The 14,103-nt window shown below is 40.0% G+C and carries 12 protein-coding genes; 4 read left to right on the forward strand and 8 right to left on the reverse strand.

All coding sequences use genetic code 11. The annotated features are described in order from the left end of the window. Positions 1–77 precede the first annotated feature (77 nt). From rpmF to L0657_RS19085, 4 genes are all read right to left on the reverse strand, one after another. A complete protein-coding gene (gene rpmF / locus L0657_RS19070; protein WP_090337350.1) occupies positions 78–272 on the reverse strand; it encodes a 50S ribosomal protein L32 in 195 nt (64 codons plus the stop codon). 61 nt (positions 273–333) lie between these two features. Next, the gene (locus tag L0657_RS19075; protein WP_235152347.1) at positions 334–897 is read right to left on the reverse strand and encodes a DUF177 domain-containing protein; all 564 of its coding nucleotides are present in this window, start codon (positions 895–897) and stop codon (positions 334–336) included. A gap of 143 nt (positions 898–1,040) precedes the next feature. Beyond that, positions 1,041–1,673, reverse strand: a complete 633-nt coding sequence (locus L0657_RS19080) for an acetyltransferase (protein ID WP_235152348.1) — start codon at positions 1,671–1,673, stop codon at positions 1,041–1,043. Positions 1,674–1,832: 159 nt separating this feature from the next. Further along, on the reverse strand, positions 1,833–2,492 hold the full coding sequence (locus L0657_RS19085; RefSeq protein ID WP_235152349.1) for a hypothetical protein: 660 nt from the start codon (positions 2,490–2,492) through the stop codon (positions 1,833–1,835). A 110-nt stretch (positions 2,493–2,602) separates the two neighbouring features. Here L0657_RS19085 and L0657_RS19090 point away from each other — a divergent pair, with 110 nt between their 5' ends. Then, on the forward strand, positions 2,603–4,075 hold the full coding sequence (locus tag L0657_RS19090; protein ID WP_235152350.1) for a M61 family metallopeptidase: 1,473 nt from the start codon (positions 2,603–2,605) through the stop codon (positions 4,073–4,075). A gap of 130 nt (positions 4,076–4,205) precedes the next feature. Here the strand turns inward: L0657_RS19090 and L0657_RS19095 are convergent, their stop codons facing one another. After that, complete coding sequence (locus L0657_RS19095; RefSeq protein ID WP_235152351.1) at positions 4,206–5,120, reverse strand: TIGR01777 family oxidoreductase; 915 nt, start codon at positions 5,118–5,120, stop codon at positions 4,206–4,208. 59 nt (positions 5,121–5,179) lie between these two features. Beyond that, positions 5,180–5,992 carry a 1-acyl-sn-glycerol-3-phosphate acyltransferase gene (locus L0657_RS19100; RefSeq protein WP_235152352.1) on the reverse strand — a complete coding sequence of 271 codons (813 nt, stop codon included), beginning with the start codon at positions 5,990–5,992 and terminating at the stop codon, positions 5,180–5,182. 261 nt (positions 5,993–6,253) lie between these two features. Between L0657_RS19100 and L0657_RS19105 the strand changes: the two genes are divergently transcribed. From L0657_RS19105 to L0657_RS19115, 3 genes are all read left to right on the forward strand, one after another. Further along, the gene (locus L0657_RS19105; protein ID WP_235152353.1) at positions 6,254–7,711 is read left to right on the forward strand and encodes a M48 family metalloprotease; all 1,458 of its coding nucleotides are present in this window, start codon (positions 6,254–6,256) and stop codon (positions 7,709–7,711) included. 110 nt (positions 7,712–7,821) lie between these two features. Next, on the forward strand, positions 7,822–8,787 hold the full coding sequence (locus L0657_RS19110; RefSeq protein WP_235152354.1) for a hypothetical protein: 966 nt from the start codon (positions 7,822–7,824) through the stop codon (positions 8,785–8,787). Positions 8,788–8,830: 43 nt separating this feature from the next. Next, entirely contained in the window at positions 8,831–9,067 is a 237-nt protein-coding gene (locus L0657_RS19115) for a hypothetical protein (protein ID WP_235152355.1), read from the forward strand. A 111-nt stretch (positions 9,068–9,178) separates the two neighbouring features. Here the strand turns inward: L0657_RS19115 and L0657_RS19120 are convergent, their stop codons facing one another. Both L0657_RS19120 and L0657_RS19125 read right to left on the reverse strand, forming a co-directional pair. After that, positions 9,179–11,662 (reverse strand): glutaminase family protein, encoded by a 2,484-nt coding sequence (locus tag L0657_RS19120; protein ID WP_235152356.1) that lies wholly within the window; start codon positions 11,660–11,662, stop codon positions 9,179–9,181. Positions 11,663–11,865: 203 nt separating this feature from the next. Further along, the gene (locus L0657_RS19125) at positions 11,866–13,905 is read right to left on the reverse strand and encodes a cytochrome c biogenesis protein CcdA (protein WP_235152357.1); all 2,040 of its coding nucleotides are present in this window, start codon (positions 13,903–13,905) and stop codon (positions 11,866–11,868) included. Between the last annotated feature and the right edge of the window lie 198 nt (positions 13,906–14,103).

Consider the following 14,103-nt stretch of genomic DNA (forward strand, 5'->3'; position numbering starts at 1 on the left):
GTTGTGCCTTAGTAAAAAAGAATTTCGCAACAACTTTTATAAGGCTGTTGCGAAATTAGCATTCTCATTATCAAAAATTAAACCGTTTTGGCATAATTTTCAACAACAACTTTGCCTCTATAAACCAGATTTCCTTCGTGTACGTGCGCACGGTGGAACTGATGGATTTCCCCAGTTGAAGAATCAACTGACAATTGCTTGCCTGTAAGGAAGTCATGTGCTCTGCGTGTATCGCGACGGGTCTTGGAAATTTTCCGCTTAGGATGTGCCATGATGCTTTATGTTCTGTATGTTAATATTCGGTTTGAAAAACTTTTATATCGCAGTTCAGAATTACTCCTGATTGCCTTTTAATTTTTTTAATGCTTCCCAACGTGGGTCAATTTTTTCTTCTGAATCACTGTCCTCTTCGCTCGCCTCTTTATCTTCTGAGGAGTAAACAAGAATCACTTCATCCTCTTCTGCATCTTCATCACCAGGTCCTTCCTCACGAAGGCTTGGATGTAACTTTTTTACCGGCAGCGAAAGTGCTATAAACTCAAAAACATATTTTGCAACGTTAATCCGGTTCGTGTTTCGGTTGATGATTTCTATTTCATCGGTCAGCTCTTCATCACGGTCGCCAAATTTTAAAATAATCTGATCATCCGAAATAATAGGCTCCTCAAACGGTTCCAAAGTACGGTCACAGGTCAATTCCACCGAACCTTCAGTATGAAAATGTAACTGGAGCATTGTTGCAGATTTTTTTAAAACCACGTGTGTTTTAAATTGGCCGCGTTCAATAAGATCCTGCTCTAATTCTTCAAAAAAAGCGTCTCCCGACTCCATATCATAGTCATACTGTTTGTCTTCCAAACCGTAAATGTCTATGTTGTATTTACTTAGCTCTTTCACTATTTCTGTCAAAAGGACTGCAAAGGTAGTGTCTTTTCGTGTTAATAAAAAAACTATCTACAATTTTTATTGATTTGAACTGAGGGATTTAACATTGAATATGCTGTTTCCCAATATGTATTGACTTTTTCCTATAATAAGACCTAGATCTTACGTGCAGGATTTCCGAAAAATGTACTGTTTGCCGGTACATTTTCCACGACTACTGACCCTGCGCCAATTCTTGCGTTTTTACCGATTTCTATACCGGCAACGATGATTGCTCCTGATCCTATAAACACACCATCACCAATCGTCACGCGGTCATTGATCACGGCGCCTGCGCCAACTGTAACATAGTCACCGATCTTTACATAGGTTTCTATCACGGATGAAGTTTGGAATAAAGAATGACTTCCCAAAGTGGATAATGGACCGATGACAACGCGTGCTCCAAATAAATTGCCATGACCAACGGCAGCCATATCAGAAATTATTGCACTTTCGTGGATCGCGTTAACAGGCATACTTTTAAAACGATCATTTATTCCTTCCGTCAATTGTTTACGAACTGTGCGCTCGCCAACAGCAACAAAAGTTTCACATTTTTCGCCAATGATATTAATAAAAGCTTCGTCGTCAGTGGCGCCTAGAACACTTACATCGCCGAATTCTTTTCCATGCAATTCTTTGTTATCGTCCAGGATCCCATAGACAAGCACATTATTTCTTCTAAAAATATCAAGTGCTTGCATTCCTAAAGAACCTGCACCAAAAATTAAAACCGGATTTTCCATAATTAAATAAAATCCATCAGGACAAAGTTGGTCCGATGAAAGAGGTAATTGTATTGTTAATGAATCTGGGTGGAATTTATTTGTCAGTTGGAGAAACTTGATTTTTCAAACCGACATTTCAAAACGTGCAGAATGTTGTTTTTACAAAAGTACGGATTTTTAAAGGAACGTTACACGAAATACAAACGGGCTTCCATAAGGCGAAATATTATTTCCATAATCATCTATCTGATTATTGTAATTTAGGTTATACAACGCGGTGAAATGTACAGCTCGTATAAGGCGGCCACCAGTAGGCTGAGAGTAAGATGCTCCCAACATAGGGGAACCTATCCATTTCCTGGCGTCGTATTTAATAAATGTATCAGCTACAACATTCATTGATTCATATTCAGCAATAATATTTATCATTGGTACTACTTGATACATCAGAAATCCCTTTCCTCCATAATAGACTGAGTTTACGCCGTAATATTTTGATTTAAACCACATTAAAGTAGCACCGACACCGCCAACTAATTTCTCAGTAATTTGAGATCCCACCATAGGGGATATATTTATATTTGTATATGTCCCGAAACTCAAACCAAAACTTCCGCCAAGTCTTATTCTTTCCTTAAACGCAAGATTTTTTAAATCACTTTCAACCTTTTGTTTTTCAATCGGCGCCTTTTCTTCTACCGGTGGTATTTCGTTTCTGATCGGTCTTTCTTTTTTCACAGTATCCGGGCGGTAATATTCGTCGGTTTGGGCAAATACTACTGATTTAATTGATAGTGTGATGATAAATAAGCAGGATAGGAGGATTTTCCTTTTCATTTCTAATTGGTTTATTTTAATATTGTTAATACTAACGCAAAATTCTTAACTTTTGGTTTATTGTTGATTAAGCCCTCATCAATTCTGCCTCATTCACTGCCTGACTACCTATGCATTATCATATTTCTGTAACTGACCCTGCTTCTCACTTCTTAGTAATCACCTACACAATTCCTGAAATCACAACGGATCACATTGAAATTCAGTTGCCTGCATGGCGGCCGGGACGATATGAAATTCAAAATTTTGCCAAAAATATTCAATTTATTGAAGCAATTTCAATTAATGGTGATAAACTGCCATTACGCAAAATCACGAAGGATCGTTGGGAGGTTACGACAAACAATGAAAAAGAAGTTCAGATTCGTTATTCTTATTATGCAGCAATCCAAAATGCAGGTAGCAGTTATGTCGATGAGGAGCTATGGTATCTGAATTTCATCAATTTTTGTTTTTATACAGAAGGCCGGATTAATGATGAATATTCTATAACACTTGCACTACCCGAAACTTTCGAAATTGCATGTGGATTACCATCGCACGGACGTCATCAATTGGTGGCTAAGGATTTTTATCAATTGGTAGACAGTCCGTTGCTCGCCTCGGAAACTTTACAAAAATCAGATTATACTGTTCGCGGCGTCCAGTTTCATATCTGGATGCATGGCCGTTTGAAACCAAACTGGAAACGTATCCAACGCGATTTCAGAAGATTTTCCAGGGAACAGATTGCGACCATGGGGGAATTTCCGGAGGAAGATTATCATTTCCTGAACCTGATCCTGCCTCACGCATTTTACCACGGAGTTGAACATCACAACTCTACCATGATTGTTTTGGGGCCTGATGATGAAGGAGAAGGATTGTATACTGATTTGCTGGGGGTGAGTTCGCATGAACTTTTTCATGCCTGGAATATCATCAGAATTCGCCCTATCGAACTTTTGCCATACGATTTTACCAAAGAAAATTATTTTGAAACTTGTTTTGTGGCAGAAGGCTGCACAACCTATTATGGTGATTTATTTTTAAAACGCGCCGGCGTTTTCAACGACGAAGCATACGTAAAAGAATTGCAGGTATACATGAAGCGGCATTTTGAAAATAATGGATCGGCCGCGCAATCATTGGCTCAGTCGTCTTTTGATCTTTGGCTGGATGGTTATGAGAAAGGAATTCCTCATCGCAAAGTGTCTGTATATCACAAAGGCGCACTGGTTGCGATGATCTTGGACTTATATCTAAGGAAAAAGTCTAATCATGAAGTTTCTCTGGACACGGTTATGCAAATTCTTTGGCAGCGTTTTGGCAAGCCTTTCATTGGGTATACCATTCAGGATTATCAGGATATTGTGGAAGAAGTGGCTGGTGAAAAACTGGATTGGTATTGGAAGGATTGCATTTTTACAAATGAACCATTAGAAGCCAGATTGAATGAAGCACTGAGTTTTGTCGGTTTGCAGATGACCACGTTCAGTAACGGAAATATTCAGCTAAATGTCCAGGACGATTTTAAGGCGAAAATCCAGCGTGACAAATGGCTTGAAACGCGGCAGGTATTGTCTGATGAAGAAGAGGAATAGCGTTGGCAATCGGCTTTCAGCGGTCGGCTTTCAATTTTTTTGAATATAAACACTTATCAGTTTTAAAAGTGAATTTGAGTTTATATTGAACCTGATCTTAAAGTACACTGCTGAAAGCTGACAGCCGAAGTCAATTTTTTAACACATCTTTCAAAGCATCCAATAAATCCGGGAACTGATATTGAAAATCGGTTTCGTCCTGAATGCGCTGATTGATAACATAGTTACTTCCCAATACCACATTTGCCATTTCACCGAAAGTCAGCCTGAGCGCGAACGCAGGAACGTTTGGAAGCCACTGGGGTTTATCTAACGCTTTACAAATGAGTTGTGTAAAATATTCGTTTGTGGCAGGAGGCGTCGCGACAGCATTATAAGCGCCAGTCCAGAAATCGTTTTCCATGCATTGGATATAAAGCGCACAAATATCATCGATATGGATCCAGGAAAGCCACTGTTTTCCAGAACCTAATGGTGCACCAAACCCAAGTTTTGCTGGTTGTGCCATTTTCGGTACCGCACCACCGTCGTTGCTTAAAACAATTCCAGTCCTCAATTTGACAGTTCTTACACCTAACGCAGCAATTTGATCTGCTGCCTTTTCCCATTCAATCGTCACTTCGGACAAAAAATCCTTTCCGGGAGGCGAGTGTTCTGTATGCTGAATATCACCCGTGTCTTCTCCGTAATAACTACTTCCGGATGCTGAAACAAAGGATTTTGGCCTTATATTTAATTCTTTAAATTTTCTGGCGATTAGCTCGATACTATCTATTCGGCTGCTGAATATTTCCTGTTTTCGTTCTTCTGTCCAACGCTCATCCGCAACACCAGCACCTGCCAGGTGTATCAGATAATCTGTATTTTCCAGCGCACCAGCTTCAATGTAATTCTTTTTTACATCCCACTCATAAACTTTTACCGAAGGAATATTTACTTTTTTTCGGGTAAGAAAAGCGATTTCGTATCCCTTTTGAAGTAATAAGGCTGTAAGTCTTTTTCCAATTAAACCTGTTCCTCCGGTGATCAATACTTTTTGTGCCATAAAATGCTGGGATGGGTTACTATTTCAGAAGATGGAGATACAAAAATAATGCCGACGTATTATTCTGTAATGGTATTGACTTCTTTCGGTGGCTCCTGCTCAATTGCTTTGGTAACCCTTTCAATCATACTGTCTATGGATTCGTCGGGCAAAAAGTGCATGGGCGCTTTAAAATGAACAGTCAGCGTAGTATTTCGCTTTTTAAAACGTAATCCTTTTTTATCAAAAGCTCTTCTAAAACCATTAATAACGACTGGTATTACAATGGGTTGATGTTCTTTGATCAAATGCGCCGTTCCTTTTCTGACCGGAGCAAAAGGTTTTGTAGTGCCTTGCGGAAAACTAACGACCCATCCGTGTTTCAAGCCCATGCCAATTTTGTCCTGAGCTGAATTGTCCAGCTCCCGTTTTACATTTTCTCCGTTTGCCCGCCAGGATCTGTCAATGGTAATCGCGCCACCAATACTGAATAATTTTGGCAGGATTCCTTCTTTCATTGTTTCAGAAGCGGCTACATAATAACAGCGGGCTCTCGGCGAAAAAAGATAAAATGGCGGCGAAATGGTATCCTTGTATCCCCATTTGGTCGCGCAGAAAATATGGTAGAAAGCAATTACGTCGGCGAAGTAAGTTTGATGATTTGATAAAAATATAACGCCATGATCAGGAAGGTCAACTAATTGTTCGCTGCCTGTAATTTTTATTTTATTAACTGCCGTATAGCGATAATAGGTAAACCAGCCAATCACGAATATGAAAAAGCGTTTTATGCTCAAAAAATTACCGAAAGGGTCTTTTTCAAACAACCCCAGAAAATCAAACCGTGCTAGCCAAGGCGGAAGTGCACTGAATATACTTTTTTTGGCATTCATGTAGAAAGTATGGTCAATAATGCGGCTTAAATTAGTTGGCTTGTTGACATCTAAATCAATATTATCTGCAAAAATTGTTAACGAAGGTAAGATATAAAGAGATTCTTAAATTAAATAAATAACCGGGCCTGACAGATTGTAACCAAATCAATGTTTTGAAGTCAAAAACGTATAACAGTAACTATTGGCATGATTCTTTGATTACCGTTCAATACTTACCTAATTTTGATCAGCTTACTAACAAAAAATACCAAAATAAATATGACTATTAAGTATCAATCGCACATACTTGCATGCGTACTGGCTGCCGGGGTTTTTTCTGGTTGTTCTAAAAACCCGGTTACCGGAAAAAATGAAATTATTTTCATGTCTCCGGAAAAAGAAAAAGCCTTAGGTGCAGAATCACATCCATCGGTAGTCGCTTCTATGGGATTATACGATGACAAAGATCTGACGGCTTTTATTAATGACAAAGGAAAGGCAATGGGGAAAATTTCTCACCGTCCTGATGTAAATTATCAGTTTTTTATTGTCGATTCTCCTGTTGTAAATGCGTTTGCCGTTCCGGGTGGTTACGTATATTTTACACGCGGAATTATGGCGCATTTTAATAATGAGGCTGAATTCGCAGGTGTTTTAGGTCATGAGATTGGACACATAGCAGCGCGTCACTCTGCAAGTCAGCAAACCAAACAAGTTTTTACACAAGGAGTTCTGCTGGCCGGATCCGTCCTTTCACCAACTTTCAGAAGTATGTCAGAACAGGCTTCGCAAGGTTTGGGATTATTATTGTTAAAATATGGTCGGGATCACGAAACGCAATCTGACGAGTTAGGTGTTGACTATTCTAGTAAAATTGGATATGACGCCAATGAAATGGCAGATTTCTTTGGAACACTGAAAAGGATCAGCGAAAAATCCGGACAAACCATACCAACTTTCCAGTCCACTCACCCGGATCCGGGAAATCGGCAGGTGAAAGTTAAACAACTTGCTACTTCTTACCAATCAGCGCATAAGGCAAGTTACAATGTGAATCGTGATGTTTACCTTCGCAGAATTGAAGGTTTAATATATGGTGTTGACCCGAAACAAGGTTTTGTAGAAGGTGGTCAGTTTTATCATCCGGGATTAAAGTTTCAATTCCCGGTGCCATCGGGTTGGCAGACAGAAAATACACCGGCACAATTTCAGATGGCTTCAAAGGATGGCAAAGCAATGATGCTTTTCACAATAGCTGAGGGAAAATCGCTGGAAGAAGCGGCTCAGACAATTGTTAAGAATTACAGTCTACAGGTTTCTGAAAACAACAAAACAACAATCAACGGTAATCCTGCAATCGCGATGATTGCAAAACAGGTTGCACAGGGACAAACTGCTGCGGCTGCCAACGCTGCACAAATTGCAAGTTGGTTGATCCAATATAACGGTTCTATTTATGTCATTCATGGGGTTGCTGCAAGTACGGATTTTGGAGCAAATTTGAATCAATTCAAATCAGTTGCACAAGGTTTTAAATCCTTAACCGACGCTTCAAAATTGAACAGGGAGCCAGAACGTATTCGTATCAAAACGGTTCAAAGTGATGGAACGCTCCGTGATGCACTGAAAAGTGCTAATATGCCAGACAACAAACTGGAAGACCTTGCTATCCTGAATGGTATGGCGCTAACGGACAAAGTTACCAAAGGAATGCTTTTCAAAACTTTGGGTAAATAATTTTCGAGACATATCGGCTGAGGTTACGTCCTAATACTGATACAAAAGACCACTTGTATTACTGAGTTCTCAGTTTTGCAAGTGGTTTTTTGACATTAATCAGCCCAGACATGCGAAGGAAAAATGACATTTTACTAAAAAGTGCTTTCGAAGAGGCGTTCTCAGATTTACTTCTTTTCTTTTTTGAAAACGCTGATGAGCTGTTTGATCTCGAACGCGGCTTCGAATTTATGGACAAGGAGCTTGCAGAGCTTTTTCCGGATTTACAGAAAAAGGGTGGTAGCAGATTTGTAGATATGTTGGTAAAAACATACCTGAAAACCGGTGCTGAAGAATATATTCTGGTTCATATCGAAATTCAGGACGGAGCAATCAAAAATTTTCCGAAACGTATGTTTCAGTATTATTACAGAATACTGGACAGGTTTGAAGTTGAAGTAGCGGCACTGGCTGTTTTTACCGGGAAACAGAAGCAAAAGCAGCCATCGGAATACAGAAGGAATTTTTTAGGCACAGAAATTACCTACAAATACAATGCTTACCAGATATTTGACCATGATGAGGAGCAGTTGGTAGAAATGGATAATCTTTTTGCTCTGGTAATTCTGGCTGCTCAAAAAGCTAAGTTATCCGATAAAACTCCGGAAGCTGAACTGAGCGAACAAAGATTACAAATAGTAAGGGCATTGATAAATAGTAAGCGATATGATCCTGAAAAAATCAGGCGTTTTCTCTTTTTTCTCAAGACTTTTATTCACATTGATAATTCTGAATTAAATAGTAAATTTGATAATCAGGTAAATATATTAACTGGAAATGAGACAGCTATGGGAATTATAGAAGCCATCAAGATGATCACTATGGAGGAGGGGATTGAAAAAGGGATGGAAAAGGGAATCCAAAAAGGAATTGTGCAAGGTATAGAGCGAGGTGAACGAAGCAAAACGTACGAGATAGCTAAAAATATGTTGCTTAATACGGATTTCGATATTTCCAAAATCGCAGCTCTTGCTAATTGTTCTGAATCACTGGTTGAGGAAATCAAGGAAGGTTTAAGAAGGGAAAGTAATTTTTGAACGTAATTTGATATCAACAGTATATCAGGTAAAATCAGTAGCTATGGGAATTATAGAAGTCATCAAGATGATCACCATGGAGGAGGGGATTGAAAAAGGGATGGAAAAGGGAATTGTGCAAGGTATAGAGCGAGGTGAACGAAGCAAAACGTACGAGATTGCGAAAAATATGTTGCTTAATACGGATTTCGATATTTCCAAAATCGCAGCTCTTGCTAATTGTTCTGAATCACTGGTTGAGGAAATCAAGGAAGATTTAAGAAGGAAAAGTAATTCTTGAACGTAATTTGATATCTACGATATATCGGGTAAAATTAAAAAAGTTCGGGAAGACATTGGTAAAAATTAGTGCAAGATGAATAAACCCAATTCTCATCTTGCACTGATTTGATTATCTCAACTTCGCTTCCAACACCTTCATATAGTAACCCCCAACTACCGAGCGCGCCCGGAATCCCACTGATTTTCCATCCTTTGTTTCATGCCAGTCCGAAAGCGGAATACGATCCGGAGTTGTAGTCGCATAATGATATACCGGCTGGATAAATGCCTCGAAATCTTTTTGGTTATCAGCCAAAGTTGCTGTCCAGATAATCCAGTCTGATTTTGTGTAAGTTTTTCTGCTGTCCAACGGTAAGCCAAAAGGCAATTGTTTTTTCAGATAATAATTGACTTCTTTTTTTGCAACTTCTTTTGGAAACACGTTCAGGTCCAGAAGTTCATCCCAAACCAGATTATATTTTTGGCTCCATGTTCCTTTTTTATCAAAAGTCAGTGCATAGTGATCGCCATCGTTTGCCATCTGCATCCATTTTTGAGCAAACTCTTTTACCAACACATTAACTTCTGCTGCTTCTTTCGTTTCGCCGAGTTGTTCGGCCAATTTCGAATACGATGCCAAGCCCATAATGGCTTTAATGGACAAGTTGGTATTTCGCGCCAGGTGTCCTGCAAAATCGTCTGTACAAAGTTGGTTAGCAGGATCAAAGCCTTCTTTCTTCAAATAGTTAGCCCAAACGGACAAGGTTTTCCAATGCTTTTTTGCGAAGTCAGTACTTTTTTCTGTTTTACAAATGGCATAAGTTAAAATCAGCATATTACCTGATTCCTCCACAGGCATATCTTCGCCATAAGTTTGTCCGTTTCCGAGCGGATAAGTGCCGATATCGTGCGCTGCAAAAGGTTTGGTCCATTTTCCGCTTTCCGAATAGTAGAATATTGGTTCCATCATTCCTTTCAGCAACGTTGGATTATAAACGAGAAAAAGCGGAGCAGACGGATACGTAACGTCGACTGTTCCGATCGAACCATTGCTGAAATTTTCTTTTGATAAAAACAGCGGTATTTCGTTAGGTCCGGCTACGAGCTTATGTGCGGAAATTGCCTGGCGATATGCCATTACACAAAGATCAGCATACATCTTTCCACCGGTTTTAAATGCGTCGTTATAAATTTTTACATCCACCGCATTACACGCCGCAAAAATCGAATTGAAATTTGTCTCTGCGTCTTTCAGTTCTCCCTGAATGGTTTTGTCACCATTTTTATTCCACCACGGCAGCAAGTTTTTACCAAAATACTGAACAGAAAATTCATCGTCATAACCAATCATTACATGTTCTGAACTACCCTTGTTAACTTTTCCAAGTGTTGTAACAATGGCCATTGCCCGATCGCCACCTGTGCCGATGACAGCCAAATTTATCTGGTCAAGCTCTCCTTTTTCAGTAAAATTTTTCATCAGTCCGGCAGGTGTTCCAAGTCCGGCGATATGAACGGATTTTTCATTTGCAGCCAGATAAGCATATCCCCAGTCAATCCTTACGTCATCACCTTTGCGCTGCAAAATTTTCTGATCCACACTACCGATAGCAAGCGTCACCAGATCTCCGTCTTTACCTTTTCTTTCCGTCACTTCCTGGCTTCCTTCATGCACAGCAAGTAACCCGGATACAGATGTAAGTACCTGAACATCGTGGACTTTACCATCATTCGATCTTACATCATAGACGATATAGTTTACGGGACGAGACAATAAAGCCAGATTATCCATCAGAAGCGGAGCTACGAAACGTGTTGTCAGATGAATCGGGCCAGCGTCAAACTCATAAATACTTTGCGTGGCTTTCATCGTAAAATTCACTTGTTTCGCATTCAAAATAACATCGGGACCTTTTGGCGCCAGCTCATCTGTCAGGCCGATGTCGATATAACCTGGTCCGGCTCCATTTTTGCAATGAGCCGCTATGATATTTTTTCCTTTTCGTAATGCCTTCTTAGCAGCAGCACTGATTTTTCGTGTTTCATAATCACCGGTGAAACAGTTTGAACATTCATAAGCTAAAACACCATTGATGTAAACAGAAGCGTCATCGTCATGAAATATATTTAAACCAATATTTTCAAAATTGATGTTGTCCAGTGTGAACTCCCGGCGATACCATACTTCCTTTGGAAATACAGTTCCGGTTTTCAACATGGCGTCATTTCTGTCTTTCGTAGCAAATGGAGCACTTCCTGTTTTCCAGGTCGTGGCTTTGAAGCTTTCCTTATACCAATCCGCTGCTGGCTTTTCTGTTATAAACGCCGCTTCGTAGGATTCTGTTTTCGCTGTCGGAACAATGGTCTTCAGCACAGCTGTTGGTGCGCCCATGAACCGATATGTTTTTCCATCCACTCGGATCAGTCCATCGATCGGATTGGGCTTGCCGGTCCAGTGTTTGGTTGGAGAACCTGTCAATTCGCCTCCAAATGACCAAACGCTTGTGTATGGATCGATCGTGATTAGTGGAACAGCAGGAGGTTGAAAATTTTGCGCAAAACAAACATTCAATCCGAAGATTAAAAGGTAGAGTATTGACCAGCGTTTAGGCATCAGCGTTATAATTAATTTGTTAAATCGTTTTAGCATTAATTTCATAGAAATATAGCAACATCTATTTTCTATGAAGACAGGTAGGTGACAAATCTCATCACTTTTTTCATTTTTGTATAAATAAGAAGTGGTTCTATCGTCGCTAAACAATAGAACCACCAAAATCTTTGCTGAATAATTTGACGCCCAGGCGAATTTTTTAGTTATAACTTCTTGTAGGCCGTCTTTGCACTTTCAAGAAAATCGACAAAATGTGCCGGGTTCAGATCATAATTTTTTGGAGCAACCAGCAAATTTCCTTCCTGATCAACGATGCAATAATGAGGTTGCGCATTGTTATTATATTTTACAATCTGCAAGTCAGCATTTTGCGCTCCAATGGTTTTCTTAACCTTATTGTCATATTTCGAGGTATACCAATCTGCTTCGGGCAATTCTGTTTTGTCATCCACATAAAGCGCGGCGATTACAAAATCATTTTGAAGGCGTTTCAGTACTTCCGGATCCGACCATACCCGCGCTTCCATTTCGCGACAATTCACACAGCCATGTCCTGTAAAGTCAATAAATACCGGCTTGTTAACTTTTTTCGCATAAGCCTGCGCTTCCTTGATTTCAAAAAAACCATCAAGGTCATGCGGCAAATGGAATAAATCAGCATACTTTTTAGAAACTTCGGAAGAGCCGGCAGCGGCTGTGGTGTTGACACGTTTACTTAAATCAAAATCGATAGTCGACTGCGGGGGCAGATATCCGGCAAGCGCTTTCAAAGGTGCGCCCCACATACCGGGAAGCATGTATATTACAAAAGTGAATGTGATAATCGATAACAAAATTCGTGGCACGCTTACACGCTCAATCGGTGAATCGTGTGGTGTCAGAATTTTTCCCAGAAGATAAAATCCTAACATCGAGAAAATGACGATCCAGAAAGCTAGATACACTTCACGGTCTAATAAATGCCAGTGGTAGACCTGGTCTGCAATACTCAGGAATTTCAGTGCCAAAGCAAGTTCCAGAAAGCCCAAAACCACTTTAACAGTATTCAGCCAGCCACCAGATTTTGGAAGCGATTTCAGCCATTGAGGAAACAGCGCAAAGAGCGTAAAGGGAATAGCAAAGGCTGAGGAAAATGCAGCCATACCTATAATCGGTTTCACCACAGCACCGCCCGCCGAAGCCACTAAAAGACTTCCCACGATTGGCCCTGTGCATGAAAATGATACCAAAACGAGCGTAAATGCCATAAAGAAAATCCCGGCATATCCGCCCTGATCCGATTTGGCATCCATTTTATTGACAAATGCGCTTGGCAGAACAATCTCGAATAAGCCTAAAAATGATAATCCAAAGACAAAAAAGATGGCGAAAAAAAGTACGTTTGGAATCCAGTGGGTACTCAGGAAATTGGCGAAAGCCGGTCCGTTTAATCTTGAAACGACAGTACCTATTAAAGTATAGATCAATACAATCGAAATTCCATACAGCAACGCTTTTACTTTTCCATTGGTCTGATTAGTAAAATAACTAACCGTCATCGGGATAATAGGAAACACGCAAGGCGTCAACAAAGCAACCAAGCCAGATAGAAACGCCGCCAAAGCGAATCCCCATAAAGATTTATCTGCGCCCTGATCTTCCCTGCTCAAATCGATTTTCGGAGCGATTTTTTCACCAGTAGCTTCCGAGGAATCACCTGCTTTGATTGTAATATTTGCTGTTTCCTGATTTGTAGAATCTGTTGTTTCAGCAGCCGCCACCGTGCTTGCTTCTGCTGGCGTGCTTCCGGTCAAAGTTTGTGTAGACGCTCCTGCATCGGCAACTACTTTTAAACCTTTAAATTCAAAATCATCATTTCCGGGAACGCAAAGTCCGGATGTATGGCTGCATGTCTGATATTCAGAACTTCCTTTAATAACCGGATTTGCAGTCAGGATTTTTACGGATTGTTTAAAAACCGCTTTGTCATCGAAGAATTTAACATTTCCTCCCCAGATTTCCTCATATTTCGTTTTCGGGTTCTGCGGTTTCAATTTGCCAACCAGCGCGAATGATTTATTGGGAGTAAAAGCGAAGGAAGTAAGCATCGGACCCAAATCAGGATCGAAGTCTGAGGAATACAGATACCAGTCTTTATCAAGTGTTGCGGTAAAGATCAGGTCAATGGTTTCACCCGCTTTTACATCGGTTTTGGAAAATGTATAAGTCCAGTGCGCATGTTTCTGAATTTGCGCAAATGCCATAGTTTTTGCAAAAAAAGCGCAAACAATAATGAATAGAAAAAGACTTCGTTTCATTGGATATTTTGATAGTAGGAGCTGAATTCGTTAAGATTCAGACTGTCTTGTATTGAATTAATTATCTAGTAAACTGGTGGGGCTTACAACGATTTATATATTGAACGTTTTTTGATCGAAAAAATTCACCGAAAGCATATCCCG

This window comes from Dyadobacter sp. CY345 (genome assembly GCF_021502725.1).
GTDB lineage: Bacteria > Bacteroidota > Bacteroidia > Cytophagales > Spirosomataceae > Dyadobacter.

Bases quoted from the DNA above. Each gene is read 5' to 3' on its own strand.
- rpmF (WP_090337350.1), bottom strand. From the start codon at position 272: ATGGCACATCCTAAGCGGAAAATTTCCAAGACCCGTCGCGATACACGC.
- L0657_RS19080 (WP_235152348.1), bottom strand. From the start codon at position 1,673: ATGGAAAATCCGGTTTTAATTTTTGGTGCAGGTTCTTTAGGAATGCAA.
- L0657_RS19085 (WP_235152349.1), bottom strand. From the start codon at position 2,492: ATGAAAAGGAAAATCCTCCTATCCTGCTTATTTATCATCACACTATCA.
- L0657_RS19090 (WP_235152350.1), top strand. From the start codon at position 2,603: ATGCATTATCATATTTCTGTAACTGACCCTGCTTCTCACTTCTTAGTA.
- L0657_RS19095 (WP_235152351.1), bottom strand. From the start codon at position 5,120: ATGGCACAAAAAGTATTGATCACCGGAGGAACAGGTTTAATTGGAAAA.
- L0657_RS19100 (WP_235152352.1), bottom strand. From the start codon at position 5,992: ATGAATGCCAAAAAAAGTATATTCAGTGCACTTCCGCCTTGGCTAGCA.
- L0657_RS19105 (WP_235152353.1), top strand. From the start codon at position 6,254: ATGACTATTAAGTATCAATCGCACATACTTGCATGCGTACTGGCTGCC.
- L0657_RS19110 (WP_235152354.1), top strand. From the start codon at position 7,822: ATGCGAAGGAAAAATGACATTTTACTAAAAAGTGCTTTCGAAGAGGCG.
- L0657_RS19115 (WP_235152355.1), top strand. From the start codon at position 8,831: ATGGGAATTATAGAAGTCATCAAGATGATCACCATGGAGGAGGGGATT.
- L0657_RS19120 (WP_235152356.1), bottom strand. From the start codon at position 11,662: ATGCCTAAACGCTGGTCAATACTCTACCTTTTAATCTTCGGATTGAAT.
- L0657_RS19125 (WP_235152357.1), bottom strand. From the start codon at position 13,905: ATGGCATTTGCGCAAATTCAGAAACATGCGCACTGGACTTATACATTT.